The 21,099-nt window shown below is 60.0% G+C and carries 22 protein-coding genes; 20 read left to right on the top strand and 2 right to left on the bottom strand.

Annotated elements, in window-relative coordinates; translation table 11 throughout:
- Positions 1-155: 155 nt before the first annotated feature.
- Positions 156-3,395 carry a ribonuclease E gene (gene rne, locus N8H71_RS07580; protein WP_262193516.1) on the bottom strand — a complete coding sequence of 1,080 codons (3,240 nt, stop codon included), beginning with the start codon at positions 3,393-3,395 and terminating at the stop codon, positions 156-158.
- A 698-nt stretch (positions 3,396-4,093) separates the two neighbouring features.
- On the opposite strand from rne, the gene rluC reads away from it, so the two are divergent.
- The 3 genes from rluC to sppA are packed head-to-tail and all read left to right on the top strand — an operon-like array spanning position 4,094 to position 6,719.
- The gene (gene rluC / locus N8H71_RS07585; protein ID WP_262193517.1) at positions 4,094-5,056 is read left to right on the top strand and encodes a 23S rRNA pseudouridine(955/2504/2580) synthase RluC; all 963 of its coding nucleotides are present in this window, start codon (positions 4,094-4,096) and stop codon (positions 5,054-5,056) included.
- Positions 5,043-5,705 carry an HAD-IA family hydrolase gene (locus tag N8H71_RS07590; RefSeq protein ID WP_134021312.1) on the top strand — a complete coding sequence of 221 codons (663 nt, stop codon included), beginning with the start codon at positions 5,043-5,045 and terminating at the stop codon, positions 5,703-5,705. Before rluC ends, N8H71_RS07590 begins: the two co-directional genes overlap by 14 nt.
- Positions 5,706-5,729: 24 nt before the next feature.
- Positions 5,730-6,719, top strand: coding sequence for a signal peptide peptidase SppA (gene sppA / locus N8H71_RS07595; protein ID WP_207983643.1), 990 nt, complete (start codon positions 5,730-5,732; stop codon positions 6,717-6,719).
- Between the two features lie 46 nt (positions 6,720-6,765).
- On the opposite strand, the gene N8H71_RS07600 is transcribed toward sppA, so the two are convergent.
- Positions 6,766-7,344: a Maf family protein gene (locus N8H71_RS07600; protein ID WP_262193518.1), complete on the bottom strand. Its 579-nt coding sequence runs from the start codon at positions 7,342-7,344 to the stop codon at positions 6,766-6,768.
- A gap of 106 nt (positions 7,345-7,450) precedes the next feature.
- Between N8H71_RS07600 and N8H71_RS07605 the strand changes: the two genes are divergently transcribed.
- From N8H71_RS07605 to N8H71_RS07685, 17 genes are all read left to right on the top strand, one after another.
- Positions 7,451-7,978: a YceD family protein gene (locus N8H71_RS07605; protein ID WP_003204262.1), complete on the top strand. Its 528-nt coding sequence runs from the start codon at positions 7,451-7,453 to the stop codon at positions 7,976-7,978.
- A 13-nt stretch (positions 7,979-7,991) separates the two neighbouring features.
- Positions 7,992-8,174: a 50S ribosomal protein L32 gene (gene rpmF, locus N8H71_RS07610; RefSeq protein ID WP_003179396.1), complete on the top strand. Its 183-nt coding sequence runs from the start codon at positions 7,992-7,994 to the stop codon at positions 8,172-8,174.
- 4 nt (positions 8,175-8,178) lie between these two features.
- The gene (gene plsX / locus N8H71_RS07615; protein WP_074688106.1) at positions 8,179-9,189 is read left to right on the top strand and encodes a phosphate acyltransferase PlsX; all 1,011 of its coding nucleotides are present in this window, start codon (positions 8,179-8,181) and stop codon (positions 9,187-9,189) included.
- A 125-nt stretch (positions 9,190-9,314) separates the two neighbouring features.
- On the top strand, positions 9,315-10,253 hold the full coding sequence (gene fabD, locus N8H71_RS07620) for an ACP S-malonyltransferase (RefSeq protein ID WP_262193519.1): 939 nt from the start codon (positions 9,315-9,317) through the stop codon (positions 10,251-10,253).
- A gap of 16 nt (positions 10,254-10,269) precedes the next feature.
- Positions 10,270-11,013 carry a 3-oxoacyl-ACP reductase FabG gene (gene fabG / locus N8H71_RS07625; RefSeq protein WP_262193520.1) on the top strand — a complete coding sequence of 248 codons (744 nt, stop codon included), beginning with the start codon at positions 10,270-10,272 and terminating at the stop codon, positions 11,011-11,013.
- Positions 11,014-11,209: 196 nt separating this feature from the next.
- Complete coding sequence (gene acpP / locus N8H71_RS07630) at positions 11,210-11,446, top strand: acyl carrier protein (RefSeq protein WP_003175607.1); 237 nt, start codon at positions 11,210-11,212, stop codon at positions 11,444-11,446.
- 108 nt (positions 11,447-11,554) lie between these two features.
- The gene (gene fabF, locus N8H71_RS07635) at positions 11,555-12,799 is read left to right on the top strand and encodes a beta-ketoacyl-ACP synthase II (RefSeq protein WP_007908259.1); all 1,245 of its coding nucleotides are present in this window, start codon (positions 11,555-11,557) and stop codon (positions 12,797-12,799) included.
- A complete protein-coding gene (gene pabC, locus N8H71_RS07640; RefSeq protein WP_262193521.1) occupies positions 12,799-13,614 on the top strand; it encodes an aminodeoxychorismate lyase in 816 nt (271 codons plus the stop codon). The genes fabF and pabC overlap by 1 nt, the downstream gene beginning before the upstream one ends.
- A 3-nt stretch (positions 13,615-13,617) precedes the next feature.
- Positions 13,618-14,799, top strand: a complete 1,182-nt coding sequence (gene mltG / locus N8H71_RS07645) for an endolytic transglycosylase MltG (protein ID WP_262193522.1) — start codon at positions 13,618-13,620, stop codon at positions 14,797-14,799.
- Between the two features lie 19 nt (positions 14,800-14,818).
- Positions 14,819-15,451, top strand: coding sequence for a dTMP kinase (gene tmk, locus N8H71_RS07650; protein WP_262193523.1), 633 nt, complete (start codon positions 14,819-14,821; stop codon positions 15,449-15,451).
- Positions 15,444-16,427: a DNA polymerase III subunit delta' gene (locus N8H71_RS07655; RefSeq protein ID WP_262193524.1), complete on the top strand. Its 984-nt coding sequence runs from the start codon at positions 15,444-15,446 to the stop codon at positions 16,425-16,427. Before tmk ends, N8H71_RS07655 begins: the two co-directional genes overlap by 8 nt.
- A 42-nt stretch (positions 16,428-16,469) precedes the next feature.
- A complete protein-coding gene (locus tag N8H71_RS07660) occupies positions 16,470-16,826 on the top strand; it encodes a PilZ domain-containing protein (protein WP_262193525.1) in 357 nt (118 codons plus the stop codon).
- A 15-nt stretch (positions 16,827-16,841) separates the two neighbouring features.
- On the top strand, positions 16,842-17,627 hold the full coding sequence (locus tag N8H71_RS07665) for a TatD family hydrolase (RefSeq protein WP_236193989.1): 786 nt from the start codon (positions 16,842-16,844) through the stop codon (positions 17,625-17,627).
- A gap of 341 nt (positions 17,628-17,968) precedes the next feature.
- Positions 17,969-18,607: a TetR/AcrR family transcriptional regulator gene (locus N8H71_RS07670; RefSeq protein WP_007950805.1), complete on the top strand. Its 639-nt coding sequence runs from the start codon at positions 17,969-17,971 to the stop codon at positions 18,605-18,607.
- 138 nt (positions 18,608-18,745) lie between these two features.
- Positions 18,746-19,714, top strand: coding sequence for a GTP 3',8-cyclase MoaA (locus N8H71_RS07675; RefSeq protein WP_007950807.1), 969 nt, complete (start codon positions 18,746-18,748; stop codon positions 19,712-19,714).
- 168 nt (positions 19,715-19,882) lie between these two features.
- Positions 19,883-20,488, top strand: coding sequence for a DUF4823 domain-containing protein (locus tag N8H71_RS07680; RefSeq protein WP_007950810.1), 606 nt, complete (start codon positions 19,883-19,885; stop codon positions 20,486-20,488).
- 15 nt (positions 20,489-20,503) lie between these two features.
- Positions 20,504-21,064, top strand: coding sequence for a DUF1285 domain-containing protein (locus N8H71_RS07685; protein ID WP_262193526.1), 561 nt, complete (start codon positions 20,504-20,506; stop codon positions 21,062-21,064).
- Positions 21,065-21,099: the final 35 nt, after the last annotated feature.

The following is a 21,099-nucleotide window of genomic DNA, read 5'->3' on the forward strand; positions in this document are numbered from 1 at the left end:
GCTTGCCCGCGATGGCGGAGTGTCAGGTAGTGGAACAGGTATAGACAGACCGCTATCGCGAGCAGGCTCGCTCCCACAATTGAGTTGTGTGAATTTTGAGGCATAAAAAAGCCCCGCCTGGATTACCAGGCGGGGCTTTTTATTGGCTTTTGGAATCAGACGAGGGGTTTAGGCTCGTGTTCTTTTTCCTGGGCCTCTTCGTGTTGCTCGACCGCTTCCTGAACGGAGCGTGGTGCTTCGGCAATCACGGCTTCAACAGCAACTTCTTCAGCGACCGGGGCAGGAGCTGCCTCGACCACTTCGGCAACCACTGGCTCGGCAGCGACTGGGGCAGCAGCGGCAGCCAGTTCGGCTTCCTTCTGCAGACGCTCTTCTTCGCGCTTGCGACGACGCACTTCACGCGGGTCGTTCGGTGCGCGGCCACTTGGGGTCAGGGCGCTGACCGGAGCAGCGTCAACCACTGGCGCTGGTGCTTCGGCTACTACAGGCGCTTCAACCACAGGGGCTTCAACGACCGGTGCCGATTCAGCAACAACTACTGGCTCGGCAGCCTTGGCTTCTTCAACGACAGGCGCTTCAACCACTGGCGCTGGTGTTTCAGCGACAGCCGGCTCGGCGACCCAGTTGAATGCGGTCTGTTCTTCGCGAACTTCACGCACGGTTTCGGTCACGGTTTCAGCGACGGTTTCGACAACCGACTCTTCAACTACGGCTGGTGCTTCGAAGGTCACCGCTGGTTCGGCAGCCGCTTCAACCTGAGGCTGAGCTTCGCGAACCGGAGCCACTTCGACTTCCGGAGCGGCAGCTACTTCTACCGGAGTGGTTGCTTCAACAACCGGCGCTTCAACCGGAGCAGTTTCCAGAGTGGCAGCAGTGGCGCGTTCAGCTTGCTCGTGGGCCTGAGCTTCGGCTGGAGCGCTGATCACGGTGCTGGCAACAGCAGCGGTCACAGCCAGGCCAGCGGCCAGATCGGCAGTGCTTGGCGCTTGAGCGTTTTCGCCGGACTCGGATTCTTCCGAACCTTCGATCACGTTGCCGTTGGCATCACGCTGACGCTCGCGACGGTTGCTGCGACGACGCTGACCACGGGAGCGGCGGCGTGGACGATCGCCTTCGGCGTTCTCCGAACCGTCTTCCGGCAGTTGCTCTTCGTTGGTGGTGATTTCTTCTTCAGCGACGGCAGCAGCGGCCTGTTCGGCACGCGGTTGACGCTCTTCACGCGGAGGACGTGGCGCACGTTCTTCACGCGGCTGACGGGCCGGACGCTCTTCAGCGGTGGCGGCGGCAGCAACGGCTGGAGCGGCATCCAGAGGTTCGCGCAGTTCACGTACGCGTTCTTCACGCTCGCCACGTGGCTTGCGATCTTCACGCGGAGCACGTGGTGCACGTTCTTCACGAGGAGCGCGTGGTGCGCGTTCTTCGCGGGCTACCGGTGCTTCGTCACGGGATTCGCGTGGCTCGCGGACTTCACGTGGTTCGCGCGGTTGACGCTCTTCACGCGGCTCACGCGGGGCGCGCTCTTCACGCGGTGCACGTTCTTCGCGCGGCTTGCGTTCTTCATCGCGGCGACCGTTACGGTTGCGGCTCTGCTGACGACCGTTGCGACGCTCTTCGTTGCGGGCCGGACGCTCGGTGGCTGGTTTTTCAACCACAACCGGAGCTACAGGCTCTTCCTTGGTGGCGAACAGGCTGACCAGCGACTTCACCAGGCCTTTGAACAGGCTTGGCTCTGGCGCGGCAACCGGAGCAGGTGCCGGGGCCGGCGCGGCGATTTCGGTCGGAACCGGAGCGTTGGCGCGGGCCGGAGCAGTCTTGACGGCGGCTTCCTGGCGAACCAGGGTGCGGGTCGCGGCGGCTGGCTGAACGTCTTCGACGTCGGCGGCAGCGGCAGCGATTTCGTAGCTGGACTGGTTGGTCGCGGCTTCCGGGCTGTCGTCACGCAGACGCTGAACTTCGAAATGCGGGGTTTCGAGGTGATCGTTCGGCAGGATGACGATGCGGGCGCGGGTGCGCAGTTCGATCTTGGTGATCGAGTTGCGTTTTTCGTTGAGCAGGAACGCGGCCACCGGGATCGGCACTTGAGCGCGAACTTCGGCGGTGCGGTCTTTCAGGGCTTCTTCTTCGATCAGGCGCAGGATCGCCAGGGACAGCGATTCGACGTCACGAATGATGCCGGTGCCGCTGCAGCGCGGGCAGACAATGCCGCTGCTTTCGCCGAGCGAAGGACGCAGACGCTGACGGGACATTTCCAGCAGGCCGAAGCGCGAGATGCGACCGATCTGCACGCGGGCGCGGTCGGCTTCCAGGCATTCGCGGACTTTCTCTTCCACGGCGCGCTGGTTCTTGGCAGGGGTCATGTCGATGAAGTCGATGACGATCAGGCCGCCGATGTCGCGCAGGCGCAACTGACGGGCGATTTCTTCGGCCGCTTCAAGGTTGGTCTGCAGGGCGGTTTCTTCGATGTCGCTGCCTTTGGTGGCACGCGCCGAGTTGATGTCGATGGACACCAGGGCTTCGGTCGGATCGATGACGATGGAGCCGCCGGAAGGCAGTTCGACGACGCGCTGGAAAGCGGTCTCGATCTGGCTTTCGATCTGGAAACGGTTGAACAGCGGAACGCTGTCTTCGTACAGCTTGATCTTGCTGGCGTACTGCGGCATCACCTGACGGATGAAGGTCAGGGCTTCGTCCTGGGCTTCAACGCTGTCGATCAGCACTTCGCCGATGTCCTGGCGCAGGTAATCGCGGATGGCGCGGATGATCACGTTGCTTTCCTGGTAGATCAGGAACGGCGCGGAGCGATCCAGCGAGGCTTCTTTGATGGCGGTCCAGAGTTGCAGCAGGTAATCGAGGTCCCACTGCATTTCTTCGCTGCTGCGGCCAAGGCCTGCAGTGCGCACGATCAGGCCCATGTCGGCCGGAGCGACCAGACCGTTCAGCGCTTCACGCAGTTCGTTGCGCTCTTCGCCTTCGATGCGACGGGAGATGCCGCCGGCACGCGGGTTGTTCGGCATCAGAACGAGGTAGCGACCGGCCAGGCTGATGAAGGTGGTCAGGGCTGCGCCCTTGTTGCCACGTTCTTCTTTTTCGACCTGAACGATGACTTCCTGGCCTTCGCTCAGGACGTCCTTGATGTTGACGCGGCCTTCAGGGGCTTTCTTGAAGTATTCGCGGGAGATTTCTTTGAGGGGCAGGAAGCCGTGGCGCTCGGAGCCGAAATCGACAAAGGCAGCCTCAAGGCTCGGTTCGATGCGAGTGATGCGGCCTTTATAGATGTTGGCCTTTTTCTGCTCGCGTGCACCGGATTCGATGTCCAGGTCGTAGAGGCGTTGGCCATCTACCAGTGCAACACGCAACTCTTCGGGTTGAGTTGCGTTAATCAGCATTCTTTTCATGTAGTACCGTCGGTTTCCGGGCTGCCGGAAACGGCGTTCGGCACACACGACTTCTCACGGTCGGTGTCAGGTGCGTCGGGAGTGGTTGGCCATTCCCGTGTCCAGCGATGTCCGGCCAATTGGGCCGTTATCGCGACGTACGCGTCCTGCTTGCTGTGGCTACTTAAGCACTCAGTCAGGAGGAGGAATCAACCGCGGCTGTGGACGAGATGAAGCGTCTTGATAAAGCCTGTTGCTACACAGTCCAGCGGTTGTGCATCTCCACCCTACACGTATCCCTGATAATTCGGGTGCTGCCGCGCGCAGAATCCGCAGCGGGTTGGCATTTACCGTGAGCTCCGAAAGGGGAAGTCACGCATCATGGCTAATTCAGGCGGTGTTTCCGGCGCTTTCGCTCGGGGTCATCTGCGGCTGACTGCACTTTGTGAACTGGCCGTGAATATGGCTCGCGTGGCGAGTGAAAACTCTGCTTTGCGGCGTGATTCAGGCCTCATGTCACCTGCGCTTGTTACAGCTGCAAACTCCACCGTTACGTAGCAAAAGCCCCGTAGGACGGCCTCGCGTCCTGGTGAATTGCGTTGGTCAGGGCCGGTTTTTGACCGTGGTTCCGCTGTCCAGGCCGCTTTTGGCGGCGTTCGCGACTATAGCAGCAATGATTAAGTGCTTCAATTCCATAAAAAATTGTTATTATCCGCGCCATGACGACTACTGCCCCTACGACTCCAGGCGTTCAACTGCTTGAGGTCTCGCCGGAATATGCCGGCCAACGAATCGACAATTTTCTCCTCGCCCGGCTCAAAGGCGTGCCCAAGACCTTGATTTATCGCATTTTGCGCAAAGGCGAAGTGCGGGTGAACAAAGGTCGGATCAAGCCCGAATACAAGCTGCAGGCCGGCGATATCGTGCGCGTGCCGCCGGTTCGCGTGCCTGAGCGTGACGAACCGGTGCCTTTGGCCCAAGGCCTGTTGCAGCGCCTGGAGGCCTCGATTGTCTACGAAGACAAGGCCCTGATCGTGATCAACAAGCCCGCCGGCATTGCGGTTCATGGTGGCAGCGGCCTGAATTACGGCGTTATCGAAGCCTTTCGTCAGTTGCGCCCCGATGCCAAGGAGCTCGAGCTGGTTCACCGTCTCGATCGCGATACCTCCGGCCTGCTGATGATCGCCAAGAAGCGCAGCATGTTGCGTCACTTGCATGCCGCGTTGCGCGGTGATGGTGTCGATAAGCGCTACATGGCGCTGGTTCGCGGCAACTGGGCGACCTCGATCAAGCAAGTCCGTGCAGCGCTCGGCAAGAGCAATCTGCGCTCCGGTGAACGCATGGTCGAGGTCGACGAGGAAGAGGGCAAGGAGTCTGTGACCGTGTTCAAGGTCCTGCGTCGCTTTGGCGATTTTGCCACTCTGATCGAAGCCAGGCCGATCACCGGTCGCACGCACCAGATCCGCGTCCACACGTTGCATGCCGGGCACTGCATTGCGGGTGACACCAAATACGGCGATGACAGTTTCAGTAAGGAAATCCGTGATCTGGGCGGCAAGCGCCTGTTCCTGCACGCCTACATGCTGACCGTGCCGCTGCCCGATGGCGGTGAACTCAAGTTGCAGGCACCGGTCGATGAAATGTGGGCCAAGACTGTGGAGCGATTGAGTGCGCCCATCTGATTACAAACTGCTGATTTTCGATTGGGACGGCACGCTCGCCGATTCCATTCATCGGATTGTCGAGGCGATGCACTCGGCGTCCGGGCGCTCCGGTTTCGAGTTGCGTGATGATTTTGCCGTCAAAGGCATCATCGGTCTGGGCTTGCCCGAGGCGATCCGCACCTTGTATCCGGAAATCAGCGATGCCGAAATGACCTTGTTTCGCGAGTATTACGCCGATCACTACATCGCTGCGGAAGCCGTGCCTTCGCCGTTGTTCGAAGGCGTAGTCGAGTCGATGGCGTCCTTTCGCGAGCAGGGCTATCACCTGGCTGTCGCGACCGGCAAGAACCGTCGCGGGCTGGATCGGGTGCTCAAGGCTAATGGCTGGGAAGATTATTTCGATATCACCCGCGCTGCCGATGAAACTGCAAGCAAGCCGCACCCTCTGATGCTGGAACAGATCCTCGCGCATTGTGGTGTGCGTGCCGAACAAGCGCTGATGGTCGGCGATTCGTCCTTCGATCTGCTGATGGCGCGTAACGCGGGGATGGATTCGGTGGCGGTCAGTTATGGTGCGCAATCGATCGAATCGCTCCAGCAGTTCGAGCCGCGACTGTCGATCGACCATTTTTCCGAATTGCACGCCTGGCTGGGGAAGCAGGCTTAATACGTTTTTGCTGGGGTGGATGGCATGACCGACGAATGGAAAGCACCGGCCAAGGCAACTGCCGACGACGGTGATGCGAAAAGCTGGAAGCTGCTGGAAAAAACCCTGCTGGCCGGCGTACAGGAACAGCGTCGGTCGCGACGCTGGGGTATCTTCTTCAAGCTGCTGACCTTTGTTTATCTGTTTGTTGCGCTGATCCTGTTCACGCCGTTGATGGACATGGAAAAAAGCGCCACGCGCGGCCCGAACTACACCGCGCTGATCGACGTCACCGGCATGATTGCCGACAAAGAGCCTGCCAGCGCTGACAATATCGTCGGCAGCCTGCGCGCGGCGTTCGAGGACAAGAAAGTCAAAGGCGTAATCCTGCGCATCAACAGCCCGGGCGGCAGTCCGGTGCAGTCGGGTTATGTGTATGACGAGATCAAGCGTCTGCGCGGCCTGCACCCCGACACCAAGCTGTACGCGGTGATTTCCGATCTGGGCGCTTCCGGTGCCTATTACATCGCCAGCGCGGCGGATCAGATCTATGCCGATAAGGCGAGTCTGGTGGGCTCTATTGGTGTGACAGCGGCCGGTTACGGGTTTGTCGGCACCATGGAGAAGCTTGGTGTCGAGCGTCGCACTTACACCTCCGGCGAGCACAAGTCGTTCCTCGATCCGTTCCAGCCGCAGAAGCCGGAAGAAACCGCGTTCTGGCAAAGTGTGCTGGATACCACGCACAAGCAGTTCATCAACAGCGTCAAGCAGGGGCGTGGCGATCGCCTGAAAGACAAGGAGCATCCGGAGCTGTTCTCCGGGCTGGTCTGGTCTGGCGAGCAGGCTTTGCCGCTGGGGTTGATCGACGGTCTGGGCAATGCCAGTTCGGTGGCGCGTGATGTGATTGGCGAAAAGGAACTGGTGGACTTCACTGTTCAGGAATCGCCGTTCGACCGCTTCTCGAAGAAGCTAGGCGCCAGCGTTGCCGAGAAATTGGCAATGTGGATGGGTTTCAACGGCCCGTCGTTGCGCTGATCGATTGCTGCAAGAAAAACCGGCCTGAGGGCCGGTTTTTTGTGGGTCAGGGAATCTGTACGCCTTCGACCAGCAGCATGTCGATCAGGCGAATCAGCGGCAGGCCGATCAGGCTGGTGGCGTCCGGGCCTTCGGTGGATTGAAACAGGCTCACGCCCAGTCCTTCGGCCTTGAAGCTGCCGGCGCAGTCGTAGGGCTGCTCGGCGTGCAGGTAACGCTCGACGCGGGCCTGCTCCAGTACGCGCATGTGCACGGTAAAAGGCACGCAGTCGACCTGACAGTGGTCTGTCTGGCTGTTGAGCAGGGCCAGGCCGGTGAGGAAGGTCACGCTGGCGCCGCTGGCAGCCATCAGTTGTTCGCGGGCGTTTTCAAAAGTGTGTGGTTTGCCGATGATGCGCTCGCCGAGTACCGCAACCTGGTCGGAGCCGATGATCAGATGAGCGGGGTGGCTGTCGGCCAGGGCGCGGGCTTTCTGTTCGGCGAGGCGTTTGACCAGCTCGATTGCCGACTCGTCCGGGCGATGGCTTTCATCGATATCCGGCGAGCTGCAGACGAACGGCAGGCGCAGGCGGCTGAGCAATTCCCGACGATAGGTCGAGCTTGAAGCGAGTAATAAAGGCAGCATTCGCATCTCCAGAGGCAGGCGACAGATTCTAGCGGAGCCGCGCAAGTGACGGACAGGGCACAATTTCCTTTGACATGGGTGGGTGCATCCCTATAATGCTGCGCCTATGTTGAATGACCCGATTCCACCTCACGTTGACCCGCGCAAATTGGCTGACCGTGGCACCACCCTTCAAGGTGAACTGCTGCTGGCCGATTTGAAGAGACTCTGCGACCCGCTTTCCGACGATGTCGGTACGGTGCAGGCAAAATTCGTTTTTGAACGAGATGAACGTAAATCTGTGGTGATCCACAGCTTTATCGACACCGAAGTCAAAATGGTTTGCCAGCGTTGTCTTGAGCTGGTCACCCTGCCGATCCACAGCGAATGCAGTTACGCTGTAGTGAAGGAGGGTGCGAATACCCAGTCGTTACCGAAAGGTTATGACGTGCTGGAACTGGGCGAAGATCCATTGGATCTGCAGTCACTGATCGAGGAGGAGCTTCTGCTCGCCTTGCCCATTGTGCCTGCTCATCATCCGGAAGAATGCCAGCAGCCGGCGGGAGCAGATGAGCCCGAACCGAGCGAGGACGAGGTAACGCGGTCCAACCCGTTCAGTGTATTGGCGCAGTTAAAGCGTGACCCAAACGTTTAGGAGTTAATCAATTATGGCTGTTCAGCAGAACAAAAAATCCCGCTCTGCCCGTGACATGCGCCGTTCGCACGACGCTCTCGAGGCTAGCACCCTGTCTGTAGAAAAAACCACTGGTGAAGTTCACCTGCGTCACCACGTATCGCCAGAAGGCGTATACCGTGGCCGTAAAGTGATCGACAAGGGCGCTGACGAGTAATCACTTGTCCGCTCAAGTCATCGCGATTGACGCAATGGGCGGGGACTTCGGTCCCCGCAGCATTGTTCAGGCCAGCCTTGCTTGCCTTTCTGCTACACCCTCGCTGCACCTGACCCTCGTCGGTCAACCTTCCCTTCTTGAAGAACTGATCACCGGTCAATCGGCTGCCGATCGCGCGCGCCTGACGATTGTCCCGGCGTCCGAAGTCATCACCATGGACGAAAAACCTGCCCAGGCCCTGCGCGGCAAGCCGGACTCGTCGATGCGTGTCGCCCTCGAATTGCTGCGTGACGGCAAGGTTCAGGCCTGTGTCAGTGCCGGTAACACCGGTGCGTTGATGGCCCTGTCGCGATTTGTGCTAAAGACTTTGCCGGGGATTGATCGCCCGGCCATGGTCGCCGCGATCCCTACTCAGAAGGGCTACTGTCAGTTGCTCGATCTGGGCGCCAACGTCGATTGCAGTGCCGAGCACTTGTTGCAGTTCGCCGTGATGGGTTCCGTGGCGGCGCAAACCCTGGGCATTGCCCGTCCGCGCGTTGCGCTGCTGAATATCGGTACCGAAGACATCAAGGGCAATCAGCAGGTCAAACTGGCTGCGACGTTGCTGCAGGCTGCCCGGGGCATTAATTACATCGGATTCATCGAAGGTGATGGCTTGTATCGCGGTGAGGCGGATGTGGTGGTTTGCGACGGTTTTGTCGGCAACATCCTGCTCAAGTCCAGCGAAGGCCTGGCGACGATGATCGCTGCGCGCATTGAGGCCTTGTTCAAAAAGAATCTTGCTTCCCGCGCGGTCGGCGCACTGGCGCTGCCGTTGATGAAGCGTCTGCAGGCTGATCTGGCGCCGGCACGACACAACGGCGCAAGCTTTCTCGGTTTGCAGGGCATTGTCGTGAAAAGTCACGGTTCGGCCGGGGTACAGGGCTTTCAGAGTGCCATTCAGCGAGCGCTGATCGAGATTCAGGAGAATCTTCCCGAGCGCCTGCACGGCCGTCTGGAGGATTTGTTGTCTTAGGCGTTTTCGTCGGACAATGCTTAAATGTGACCGCCCGGTTCAAAGGGCCATCCAACTGTCAGTTTCTTGCGTCCCTCTAGCGGGATGCCATTTTTCCGACGACAAGATCATTAGGGGCTTGTTACATGTCTGCTTCCCTCGCATTCGTCTTTCCAGGACAGGGTTCGCAGTCCCTCGGCATGCTGGCCGAGCTGGGCGCGCAACATCCGCTGATCCTCGAAACCTTCAAAGAAGCATCCGATGCTCTGGGCTACGACCTGTGGGCGCTGACCCAGCAGGGTCCGGAAGAGCTGCTCAATCAAACCGATAAAACCCAGCCGGCCATTCTGACCGCCTCGATCGCCCTGTGGCGTCTGTGGCTGGCGGAAGGTGGTGCGCGTCCGGCCTTCGTTGCCGGTCACAGCCTGGGTGAATACAGCGCGCTGGTCGCTGCCGGCAGCCTGAGCCTGGCCGACGCGGTAAAGCTCGTCGAGCGCCGTGGCCAGCTGATGCAGGAAGCCGTTCCGGCCGGGCAGGGTGGCATGGCTGCCATCCTCGGTCTGGAAGATGCTGACGTGCTGGCAGCCTGTGCCGAAGCGGCGCAAGGCGAAGTGGTCAGCGCGGTGAACTTCAACTCCCCGGGTCAGATGGTGATCGCCGGTGCCAAGGCTGCCGTCGAGCGCGCCATCGAAGGCTGCAAGGCCCGTGGCGCCAAGCGTGCCATGCCGCTGCCGGTCAGCGTCCCGTCGCACTGCGAGCTGATGCGCCCGGCTGCCGAGCGCTTCGCGGAATCCATCGCTGCCATCGACTGGCAGGCGCCGCAGATTCCTGTGGTGCAGAACGTCAGCGCTCAGGTGCCGGCGGATCTGGAAACCCTCAAGCGTGATCTGCTGGAACAACTCTACAAGCCGGTACGCTGGGTCGAGTCCGTACAGACTCTGGCCGCCAAAGGCGCGACCAACCTGGTCGAGTGCGGCCCTGGCAAAGTGCTGGCCGGTCTGAACAAACGTTGCGCCGAAGGCGTTTCGACTTCCAACCTCAATACCCCAGACGCTTTCGCTGCTGCTCGCGCAGCAGCTGTCTGAATCAGGAGAAGCTTGCATGAGTCTGCAAGGTAAAGTTGCACTGGTCACCGGCGCAAGCCGTGGCATCGGCCAGGCTATCGCACTGGAGCTGGGTCGTCAGGGCGCCATCGTTGTTGGCACCGCGACTTCCGCTTCGGGCGCCGAGCGCATTGCTGCGACCCTGAAGGAAAACGGCATTCAGGGCGCAGGTTTCGAACTGAACGTCACCAGCGACGAATCCGTCACCCAAGTGCTGGCGAGCATCCAGGAGCAGTTCGGTGCGCCGGTGGCGATTCTGGTCAACAATGCCGGCATCACCCGCGATAACCTGATGATGCGCATGAAAGACGACGAGTGGTACGACGTGATCGATACCAACCTGAACAGTCTGTATCGCCTGTCCAAGGGCGTTCTGCGCGGCATGACCAAGGCGCGTTGGGGCCGAATTATCAGTATTGGCTCGGTGGTGGGTGCCATGGGCAACGCTGGCCAAGTAAACTATGCAGCCGCCAAGGCCGGTCTGGAAGGTTTCAGTCGTGCCATGGCGCGTGAAGTCGGTTCGCGTTCGATTACGGTCAACTCGGTAACCCCAGGGTTCATCGACACCGATATGACTCGCGAGCTGCCTGAAGCACAGCGTGAAGCCTTGCAGACGCAGATTCCGCTGGGCCGTCTGGGACAAGCTCAAGAGATCGCGTCCGTGGTCGCTTTTCTTGCATCCGACGGTGCGGCATACGTGACCGGGGCTACAATCCCGGTTAACGGCGGGATGTACATGTAATTCAAATGTGACGGATTGCTTCAAAAAAATGTCATACGAGCTGTCTAAAATCCGTTATAAAGCTGCAATCTATTTATAGGCAGAGGGCCGCAGGGTTTGAGGAGTGAAGCTTTCAGTTGAAAAGCTGAAAAGTCTTTCTATACACTTACCCACTGGCCAGCTGCCTGAATTTGTCCATTAGGAGTGAAAACAAGGTATGAGCACCATCGAAGAGCGCGTCAAGAAAATCGTTGCCGAGCAACTGGGTGTTAAAGAAGAAGAAGTGGTCAACACTGCTTCCTTCGTAGAAGACCTGGGTGCCGACTCCCTTGACACCGTTGAGCTGGTGATGGCTCTGGAAGAGGAATTCGAGACCGAAATCCCTGACGAAGAAGCTGAGAAGATCACTACTGTACAAGCTGCAATCGACTACGTTACTAGCCACCAGGCGTAATAGTTTGTAATCGTTGCTTGCTGTCATGGAAAAACCGCACTGCCATCATGGCGTGCGGTTTTTTCTTTAGGCCTGATGCAAAGTCGTCATTTGAAAAAGGAGAGTGCTGTGTCGCGTAGACGCGTCGTAGTCACCGGTATGGGTATGTTGTCGCCACTGGGCACGGATGTGCCGAGCAGCTGGCAGGGCATTCTGGCTGGCCGCAGTGGCATTGGTCTGATCGAACACACCGACCTTTCTGCCTATTCCACCCGCTTTGGCGGCTCGGTAAAGGGCTTCAATGTCGAGGAATACCTGTCGGTCAAGGAAGCGCGCAAGCTCGACCTGTTCATTCAGTACGGTCTGGCGGCCGGCTTTCAAGCCGTACGCAATGCCGGTCTGGAAGTCACCGATGCCAACCGTGAACGCATTGGCGTGGCCATGGGTTCGGGTATCGGCGGTCTGACCAACATCGAAGAAACCAGCCGCACCCTGCACGAGACTGGCCCGCGCCGGATTTCTCCGTTCTTTGTGCCTGGCTCGATCATCAATATGATTTCCGGTTTCCTGTCCATCCACCTGGGTGCACAGGGGCCTAACTATGCCATCGCCACAGCGTGTACTACCGGTACACACTGCATCGGCATGGCGGCGCGCAACATCATGTACGACGAAGCCGACGTGATGATTGCCGGCGGTGCCGAGATGGCTGCGTGCGGTCTGGGCATGGGCGGCTTTGGTGCTTCCCGTGCGCTGTCGACCCGCAACGACGAGCCGACCCGCGCCAGCCGTCCGTGGGACAAGGGCCGTGACGGCTTCGTGCTGTCCGACGGCGCCGGTGCCCTGGTGCTCGAAGAGCTTGAACACGCCAAGGCCCGTGGCGCGACCATCTACGCCGAGCTGATCGGTTTCGGCACCAGTGGCGACGCCTTCCACATGACGTCGCCACCTGCCGACGGCGCCGGTGCTGCACGCTGCATCACCAACGCGTTGCGCGATGCGAAGATCAACGTCGATCAAGTGCAATACATCAACGCCCACGGCACTTCGACCCCGGCCGGCGACCTTGCCGAAGCGAATGCGATCAAGTCGGTGTTCGGTGATCACGCCTACAAACTGGCGGTCAGCTCCACCAAGTCCATGACCGGTCACCTGCTGGGTGCGGCGGGCGCGGTCGAGGCGATCTTCAGCGTGCTGGCGATCAACAGCCAGGTGGCGCCACCGACCATCAACCTCGATGAGCCGGACGAAGGCTGCGACCTCGATTTCGTGCCGCACACTGCGCGCAACATGGACATCGATGTCGTGCTGTCCAACTCGTTCGGGTTTGGCGGCACCAACGGCACATTGGCGTTCCGTCGGTTCGCCGGTTGATGGACTGCTGGGTCGACGGTCTGCCGGCTGACGCTCTGTCGCTGAAAGATCGCGGCCTGGCCTACGGTGACGGTTTGTTCGAGACTATCGCCGTGCGTGGCGGTCAGCCGTTGCTGCTGGATCGGCATCTGACGCGTCTGGCCGACGGCTGTGCGCGTCTGGCCATTGCAGCCGACATCGAGCAGGTTCGCCATGAGCTGCAATCCTATGCCGCCGCGATGGGCGAGGGCGTGCTCAAACTCATCCTTACCCGTGGCGACGGATTGCGCGGTTATGCGCCGGATCCTTCGGCGCAGGGCCGACGCATTCTGCAAGGCAATCCTCCCGCCGCTTATCCAGCGACCCACGCCGAGCAGGGCGTTCGCCTGTTTCCGTGCAGCACGCGCCTGTCCAGGCAGCCGTTGCTCGCCGGGCTCAAACACCTCAATCGACTGGAGCAGGTCATTGCCCGCGCCGAATGGCAGGACAGTGAGCATGCCGAAGGTTTGATGCTCGACCAGGCCGGTCGGGTGATCGAAGGTGTGTTCAGCAATCTGTTCCTGGTGCGTGACGGTGTGTTGATCACGGCGGACTTGAAACGTTGCGGCGTGGCCGGTGTGATGCGCGCAGAAATATTGTTTCAGGCCGAGTCCCTGGGCATTCCCGTGCAAATCACCGACATCCCCCTCGAACAGCTGCAATGGGCTGATGAAGTCTTTGTCTGCAATAGCGTGTATGGCGTCTGGCCGGTACGCGCCTGTGCTGCTCTGAGCTGGCCGGTTGGCCCGCTCACCCGTAAACTGCAAACCATTGCCCGCGCGCTACTGGATGCCTGATTCGTGAGACGTAAACTTTTGCTGCTGCTGGAAACCGGACTGGTTCTGGCAGGGCTGCTGTTGGGCGCCAGCGCCTGGAAGATTCATTCGGCACTGGAACAGCCCCTGAACATCACGCAGGAAGAGCTGCTGGATGTGCCAAAGGGATCCACCCCGACCCGTACTTTTCTTGGACTCGAAGCCGATGGCGTCATCAAGGACGCGTTCTGGCTGCGGGTCTATTGGCGTTTCAACCTTGCCGGCACGCCGATTCACAGCGGTGAATACCGCATGCAGCCGGGCATGACCGTCAACGGCCTGATCGACCTGTGGAAGCGCGGCGATGTGGTTCAGTACAGCCTGACCCTGGTCGAAGGCTGGAATTTCCATCAAGTGCGCGCCGCGCTGGCCAAAGATGAAAAGATCGAGCAGACCCTTAACGGCCTGAGCGACAGTGATGTGATGGCCAAAATCGGTCACAAGGGCCTGTTTCCCGAAGGACGTTTCTTCCCCGATACCTACCGCTTCGTGCGCGGTGTGACCGATACCGAACTGCTGAAAAAGGCCTTCGACCGCCTCGACGAAGTGCTGGCCAAGGAGTGGGAAAAACGCTCCGCCGACGTGCCTTACACCGAGCCCTATCAGGCGCTGATCATGGCGTCGCTGGTAGAGAAGGAAACCGGTGTGCCTCAGGAGCGTGGCCAGATTGCCGGCGTCTTCGTGCGTCGCATGGCGCTGGGCATGCAGTTGCAGACCGATCCGACGGTGATCTACGGCCTGGGTGACCGCTACAACGGCAAACTGACCCGCGCCCACCTCAAGGAAGCCACGCCGTACAACACGTACATGATTCCAGGCCTGCCGCCGACGCCGATCGCCATGGTCGGACGCGAAGCCATTCATGCCGCGCTCAATCCGGTGGATGGCACCAGCCTCTACTTTGTTGCCCGGGGCGATGGCAGCCATGTGTTCTCCGATGATCTGGACGCGCACAACAACGCGGTGCGCGAGTACCAGCTCAAGCGGCGCGCGGATTACCGCTCCAGCCCTGCGCCGGCGACCGCGCCCGAGGCCGCTCCGGCAGCCGAGGAGGCGATACCTGCCGCCTCTCCCGACACCGCACCGGAGTCGTTGCCGCAGCCGCCTGCTCAAGAGCCTGCGCCGACGCCGGAACCGGAAGCCTCCGCTCCCCAAAACACGCAATGACTTTGATTAAGGACTGCCTGTGACTGGCTTGTTTATTACCCTGGAAGGCCCGGAAGGCGCCGGCAAAAGCACCAACCGCGAATACCTCGCCGAGCGCCTGCGCGCCGCTGGTATTGAAGTGGTGCTGACCCGCGAGCCCGGCGGTACACCGCTGGCCGAGCGCATTCGTGAGGTGTTGCTGGCCCCGGTCGACGAAGTGATGAACCCGGACACCGAGCTGTTGCTGGTGTTCGCCGCCCGTGCCCAGCATCTGGCTGAGGTCATTCGCCCGGCGCTGGCCCGTGGTGCGGTGGTGCTGTGTGACCGTTTCACCGATTCGACTTACGCCTATCAGGGTGGCGGTCGCGGCTTGTCACTGGAGCGCATCGCGGCGCTGGAAGCGTTCGTGCAGGGCGACCTGCGTCCCGACCTGACGCTGATTTTCGATCTGCCGGTGGAAATCGGCCTGGCCCGCGCGAGCGCCCGAGGTCGTCTGGATCGTTTCGAGCTGGAAGGTCGTGAGTTTTTTGAAGCCGTGCGCAGCGCGTTTCTCAAGCGCGCCGAAGCCGATCCGGCGCGTTACGTGCGAATTGATGCCGGTGAGCCACTGACCCAGGTTCAGCAGTCGCTGGACGGTTTGCTGCCGCGCTTGCTGGAGCTGAGCCGTGGCTGAGGCCTATCCGTGGCAGGACAGCCTCTGGCAGCAACTGGCCGGTCGCACTCAGCACGCCCACGCGTATCTGCTGCACGGGCCGGCCGGGATCGGCAAGCGTGCGCTGGCCGAGCGGCTGATGGCCAGCCTGCTGTGCCAGCGTCCGACGCCTGAAGCCTGCGGCGAGTGCAAATCCTGTCTGCTGCTAAAGGCCGGCAGCCACCCGGACAATTACATCCTCGAACCGGAAGAAGCGGACAAGGCGATCAAGGTCGACCAGGTGCGCGATCTGGTCAGTTTCGTGGTGCAGACCGCGCAACTGGGCGGGTGCAAAGTCGTGCTGATCGAACCGGTGGAGTCGATGAACATCAACGCCGCCAACGCCTTGCTCAAGAGTCTTGAAGAACCGTCCGGCGATACCGTGCTGTTGCTGGTCAGCCACCAGCCGAGCCGGTTGTTGCCGACGATCAAGAGCCGCTGCGTGCAGCAGGCCTGTCCGCTGCCGAGCGAATCCATGAGTCTGCAATGGCTGGCTCAGGCACTGCCGGAATGTTCCGAAGACGAACGGGTCGAACTGTTGACCCTGGCCGCCGGCTCGCCGTTGGCCGCCGTCACGTTGCAGGGGCAGGGCGTGCGTGAACAGCGCGCGCAGGTTGTTGAAGGCGTGAAGAAGCTGCTCAAACAGCAGCAATCGCCGACGCAACTGGCCGAGGAGTGGAAAAACATTCCGATGCTGCGGCTGTTCGACTGGTTCTGCGACTGGTCGAGCCTGATCCTGCGTTATCAATTGACTCAGGATGAAGCGGGCCTCGGCCTGACCGACATGCGCAAGGTCGTGCAGTACCTGGCGCAGAAAAGTGCCCAGCCTAAAGTGCTGGATATTCAGGACTGGATCCTCGCCCAGCGCCAGAAAGTCCTGAGCAAGGCCAACCTCAATGCGGCGTTGCTGCTGGAAGCGTTGTTGGTGCAATGGGCGAGCTTGCCTGGTCAAAGATAAGAATGTGTACCTAGACTCTGAACATCAGCAGTGGAGGTCAACATGAATGAACCTGTCAGCCCGGGGCCGCGCAACGGCATCTTGTCCCTGACCATCAAGGACAAATCGGTCCTTTACGCCGCCTACATGCCGTTCATCAAGAACGGTGGCCTGTTCATCCCGACCAACAAGAGCTACAAGTTGGGCGACGAGGTGTTCATGCTGCTGAATCTTATGGAAGAGGCAGAGAAGATTCCGGTGGCCGGCAAAGTGGCCTGGATCACCCCCAAAGGCGCCCAGGGCAACCGCGCAGCCGGCGTCGGCGTGCAATTCAACGATGGCGACAACACCGCGCGCAGTCGCATCGAAACTCATCTGGCCGGAGCCCTGAAGTCCGACCGTCCTACTCATACGATGTAAGTTGCAGTCCTTTTTATGCTCGTAGATTCCCATTGTCACCTTGATCGCCTTGACCTCGCCGCTCACGACGGTTCCCTGGATGCCGCACTCGATGCGGCTCGCCAACGCGGGGTCGGACACTTCCTGTGCATCGGCGTCAGTGCCGACAACGCGGCCGATGTCAAAGCCCTCGCCGAGCGTTACGACGATGTCGATTGTTCGGTCGGCGTGCATCCGCTGGATGTACAGCCGGGCGCGGCGCCGGCGCTGGACTGGCTGTTGCACGAGCTTAATCACCCGAAAGTGGTGGCGATCGGCGAAACCGGCCTGGACTACCACTACGAACCGGAAGCCGCAGAGTTGCAGCAGGAGTCTTTCCGTCTGCACTTGCAGGCCGCGCAGCAGACCGGCAAGCCGGTAATCATCCACACCCGTGGCGCCCGTGCCGACACACTCGAACTGTTGCGCGAAGCCGCTTTGCCTCAGGCCGGTGTGCTGCATTGCTTCACCGAAGACTGGGACATGGCCAAGGCGGCGCTGGACATGGGTTATTACATTTCCCTGTCGGGCATCGTCACCTTCCGCAATGCCGATGCGCTGCGCGATGTGGCGAGCAAGGTTCCGGCCGATCGCCTGCTGGTCGAAACCGATTCGCCGTACCTGGCGCCGATCCCGTATCGCGGCAAACCGAACCTGCCGCAATACGTGCGTGAAGTGGCAGAGTTTCTGGCGATGCTGCGCGGCGAGAATTACGAGCGCTTTGCCGAACAGACCACCGAGAACTTCAAGCGACTGTTTCCGCTGGCGAATGTAAAAGCCTGAATCGCAGGCAAAAAAAACCCGGGTTCTGGGGGGTGAATCCGGGTTAAGACCATTAGGAGTAAAACAAAGGCACGCGGTCCCTTGGTACCTTTACCGGCGCGACACTTGGGGGAGATGTCGCCCGACAGTTCAAGTATTGATCAGTCTGGCGCCGAGTCCAGTTGGTCGGTCGGGGTTTTTAAACAAATTTGGAATACGTTCGCTTCGGTTATGTTCTCATTCCCCCCGAAACGTTCGTGAAATGAACAAGAAACACAGATATGGTCGGATGATCCGTGCATTTTTGCGCAAGTTAGGCATAATACGCGGCTTCGAATTTTGACCCCTACAGACCTTTTCTTATGCACAAAGAACCTCGTAAGGTCCGTGAGTTTCGTCGCCGCGAGCAAGAAATTCTCGATACCGCGCTCAAGCTGTTCCTCGAACAAGGTGAAGACAGTGTCACCGTCGAGATGATTGCTGATGCCGTGGGTATCGGCAAAGGCACGATCTACAAGCACTTCAAGTCCAAGGCCGAAATCTATCTGCGCCTGATGCTCGATTACGAGCGCGACTTGAACGAGCTGTTGCACTCGGCCGATGTCGACAAGGACAAGGAAGCGCTGTCCCGTGCCTACTTTGAATTCCGCATGCGCGATCCGCAGCGCTATCGCCTGTTCGATCGCCTGGAAGAGAAGGTGGTCAAGGGCAATCAGGTCCCGGAGATGGTCGAGGAGCTGCACAAGATCCGTGCCTCGAACTTCGAACGCCTGACCCTGCTCATCAAGGGCCGAATCAGCGAAGGCAAGCTCGAAGACGTGCCGCCGTACTTCCACTACTGCGCATCTTGGGCGCTGGTGCACGGCGCGGTGGCGCTGTATCACTCGCCGTTCTGGAGCAATGTGCTGGAAGATCAGGAAGGTTTCTTCCAGTTCCTGATGGATATCGGCGTGCGCATGGGCAACAAGCGCAAGCGCGACCCTGAAACCCCAAGCAGCTGAATCATTCAGTCGCTTTATGCGCCGTGTTTTTCGCTACATGGCGCAGTACCGCAGGAATATACTCAGGCATAGGGCTTGCTAAAACTTGAATTGTGAGTCAAGTTTTAGTCGCTCGATTTTCCATCGCCGGAGTGCTTCATGATCGTTGACCGTCAAGGCAGGCGTTTTCGCAATTTGCGGATCAGTCTGACTTCAGCCTGCAATTACGCCTGTACCTACTGCGTGCCCAACGGCAAGCGGCTGGTGGCTGCGCAGGATGAGCTGTCGGCCGAGGCCATGGCGCGTGGCGTGGCTTATCTGATCGAAGCCGCCGGCATCGAGCGCCTGCGCATCACTGGCGGCGAGCCGCTGGTCAGCCCCAAACTCGAATCTTTCATGAGCGCCGTCGGCAAGATGGGCCTGGAAGACATCAGCCTGACCACCAACGGCCAGCTCCTGGCGAAAAAACTCCCGCTGCTGGTCGATGCCGGCCTGCGACGCATCAACGTTTCTCTCGATACCCTGGATGCCGGCGCGTTCCGCAGCATTGCCCGTGGCGGCGATCTGGCCACCGTGCTGGATGGCATGGATCAGGCGGCCGCGGCGGGGATGAAGATCAAGGTCAACATGGTGCCGTTACGCGGGCAGAATCTCGATCAGGTGATGCCACTGCTCGATTATTGCCTCGAACGCGGCTTCGAATTGCGCTTCATCGAACTGATGCGCATGGGCCACCTGGCCACGGATTCCAACGCCTTCCTGCAACAGTTCGTCAGCCTGCAACAGCTGCTGAGCCTGATCGGCGAACATTACGAGTACGCGCAAACCGACGCGCCGGTGGACGCCACGGCGGTTCGCTATGCGATTCCCGGTCGGGGCAACTTCGGCGTGATCGCCAACGAGAGCGTGCCGTTCTGCAGAACCTGCTCGCGCCTGCGTCTGTCGTCCACCGGATGGCTGCATGGCTGCCTGTCGTCGAGCAACCGCCACTACGTCGGTGACCTGCTGGACAAGCCGCGTCACGAAGCGCTGCCGGCGTTGCAGCGACTGCTGGTCAAGGCGTTGGGCGACAAGCAGGAAGTCGCATTCTCCGGCGGCGCAACCGTCATGAAGATCATCGGCGGCTGAAAATCCTCATTGCGAACAGGCTCGCTCTCACAGACAAATGCTGACTCCTGTGGGAGCGAGCTTGCTCGCGATTATGATCGAACAATCGACGAAGATCAGGAAATGGCGCAAAAGCTGCATCCTACGGCCATTCGCCGGTTTTCCGTCACCGGCTTCTGGAGGATTAGGATGCGTAGCCTGGTTTTGCTGCTGGCCGTTTTGGCGCTGGGCGGCTGTATGACTGTCAGTGACATGGCCGAAGGGACTCGCTACCAGATGAGCGACGCGGGGCTGCTGGACCACAGCGACAGCCGTCGCGTAAACAATTTCCGCATTCAGCCGGATTCGTTCATCTACATCGCGCAAGGCTCGTTCGCGCCGCCGGGTGGTTCCTACCCGCGTCCAAACGTCGTCGCTGAAGAAGCCTTCAAAGGCTTCGTCGAATACTTTCCGATGGTCCGCCGCGCCCGTGCGCCGGAAGGCCTCGATCAGGCGATGGGCGAAGCCCGCGACGCAGGTGCCCACTACCTGCTGTACACCCGTTTCGCCAAGGCCGACGACCGCATCGGTAACTCCGATGAATGGCTGGATCAGGAAGCCGTGGATCGTCTCGGTATCGACGGTGGCGTGATTCAGATCATGTTGATCGAGACCAGCACCCAGTATTTGATTGATACTGCACGGATCAAGAGTCGTGGCGGTTTACTGACGTTCCACGACAACAAGCCCGAAGACCTGATCGGCCCACCGCTTGCGCAGTACGCGCGCAGCCTGCTGGGCGTCGGGGACCAGTAATTCAAGGAGTACGCCATGAGTGGCCCGCAAAAAGCCAATGACCTGCTGGGGCAAATCCCCAAAACCAAAGGCTTGCCGCCGGTGCACTTGTGGAACCCGGATTTCTGCGGCGACATCGACATGCGCATCGCCCGTGACGGCACCTGGTACTACCTGGGTACGCCGATCGGGCGCAAGCCGATGGTCAAGCTGTTCTCCACGATCATCCGCCGCGATGGCGATGATTATTTCCTGATAACCCCGGTGGAGAAGGTCGGAATCACGGTCGATGACGCGCCATTCGTGGCGATTGCCGTCGAGGTGGAAGGCGAGGGTGAGGCGCAAGTGCTGCGCTTCACCACCAACGTCGATGAAACCACCGAGGCCGGCGCGGAACATCCGATCCGCGTCGAGATTGATCCGACAACGCAAGAACCCGCGCCCTACGTGCATGTGCGCACCAACCTCGAGGCGCTGATCCACCGCAACGTGTTCTACCAATTGGTCGAGCTGGCAGTCAGCCGTGAAATCGATGGCCAGCGCTGGCTTGGTGTCTGGAGCAGCGGCGAGTTCTTTCGCATCGGCCTCGAACCTTAAAAAAACCGCAGTCTGTGAAAGCAGGCTGCGGTTTT

The organism is Pseudomonas koreensis, assembly GCF_025447595.1.
Taxonomy (GTDB): Bacteria; Pseudomonadota; Gammaproteobacteria; order Pseudomonadales; family Pseudomonadaceae; genus Aquipseudomonas; species Aquipseudomonas koreensis_H.

What these genes read in the sequence shown, in the direction of transcription:
- N8H71_RS07685 (WP_262193526.1), top strand. Translation starts at nt 20,504, where the DNA reads ATGAGTGGCCCGCAAAAAGCCAATGACCTGCTGGGGCAAATCCCCAAA.
- fabD (WP_262193519.1), top strand. Translation starts at nt 9,315, where the DNA reads ATGTCTGCTTCCCTCGCATTCGTCTTTCCAGGACAGGGTTCGCAGTCC.
- pabC (WP_262193521.1), top strand. Translation starts at nt 12,799, where the DNA reads ATGGACTGCTGGGTCGACGGTCTGCCGGCTGACGCTCTGTCGCTGAAA.
- rpmF (WP_003179396.1), top strand. Translation starts at nt 7,992, where the DNA reads ATGGCTGTTCAGCAGAACAAAAAATCCCGCTCTGCCCGTGACATGCGC.
- rne (WP_262193516.1), bottom strand. Translation starts at nt 3,395, where the DNA reads ATGAAAAGAATGCTGATTAACGCAACTCAACCCGAAGAGTTGCGTGTT.
- rluC (WP_262193517.1), top strand. Translation starts at nt 4,094, where the DNA reads ATGACGACTACTGCCCCTACGACTCCAGGCGTTCAACTGCTTGAGGTC.
- N8H71_RS07660 (WP_262193525.1), top strand. Translation starts at nt 16,470, where the DNA reads ATGAATGAACCTGTCAGCCCGGGGCCGCGCAACGGCATCTTGTCCCTG.
- N8H71_RS07675 (WP_007950807.1), top strand. Translation starts at nt 18,746, where the DNA reads ATGATCGTTGACCGTCAAGGCAGGCGTTTTCGCAATTTGCGGATCAGT.
- N8H71_RS07605 (WP_003204262.1), top strand. Translation starts at nt 7,451, where the DNA reads ATGTTGAATGACCCGATTCCACCTCACGTTGACCCGCGCAAATTGGCT.
- N8H71_RS07665 (WP_236193989.1), top strand. Translation starts at nt 16,842, where the DNA reads ATGCTCGTAGATTCCCATTGTCACCTTGATCGCCTTGACCTCGCCGCT.
- fabG (WP_262193520.1), top strand. Translation starts at nt 10,270, where the DNA reads ATGAGTCTGCAAGGTAAAGTTGCACTGGTCACCGGCGCAAGCCGTGGC.
- acpP (WP_003175607.1), top strand. Translation starts at nt 11,210, where the DNA reads ATGAGCACCATCGAAGAGCGCGTCAAGAAAATCGTTGCCGAGCAACTG.
- N8H71_RS07600 (WP_262193518.1), bottom strand. Translation starts at nt 7,344, where the DNA reads ATGCTGCCTTTATTACTCGCTTCAAGCTCGACCTATCGTCGGGAATTG.
- N8H71_RS07680 (WP_007950810.1), top strand. Translation starts at nt 19,883, where the DNA reads ATGCGTAGCCTGGTTTTGCTGCTGGCCGTTTTGGCGCTGGGCGGCTGT.
- N8H71_RS07670 (WP_007950805.1), top strand. Translation starts at nt 17,969, where the DNA reads ATGCACAAAGAACCTCGTAAGGTCCGTGAGTTTCGTCGCCGCGAGCAA.
- sppA (WP_207983643.1), top strand. Translation starts at nt 5,730, where the DNA reads ATGACCGACGAATGGAAAGCACCGGCCAAGGCAACTGCCGACGACGGT.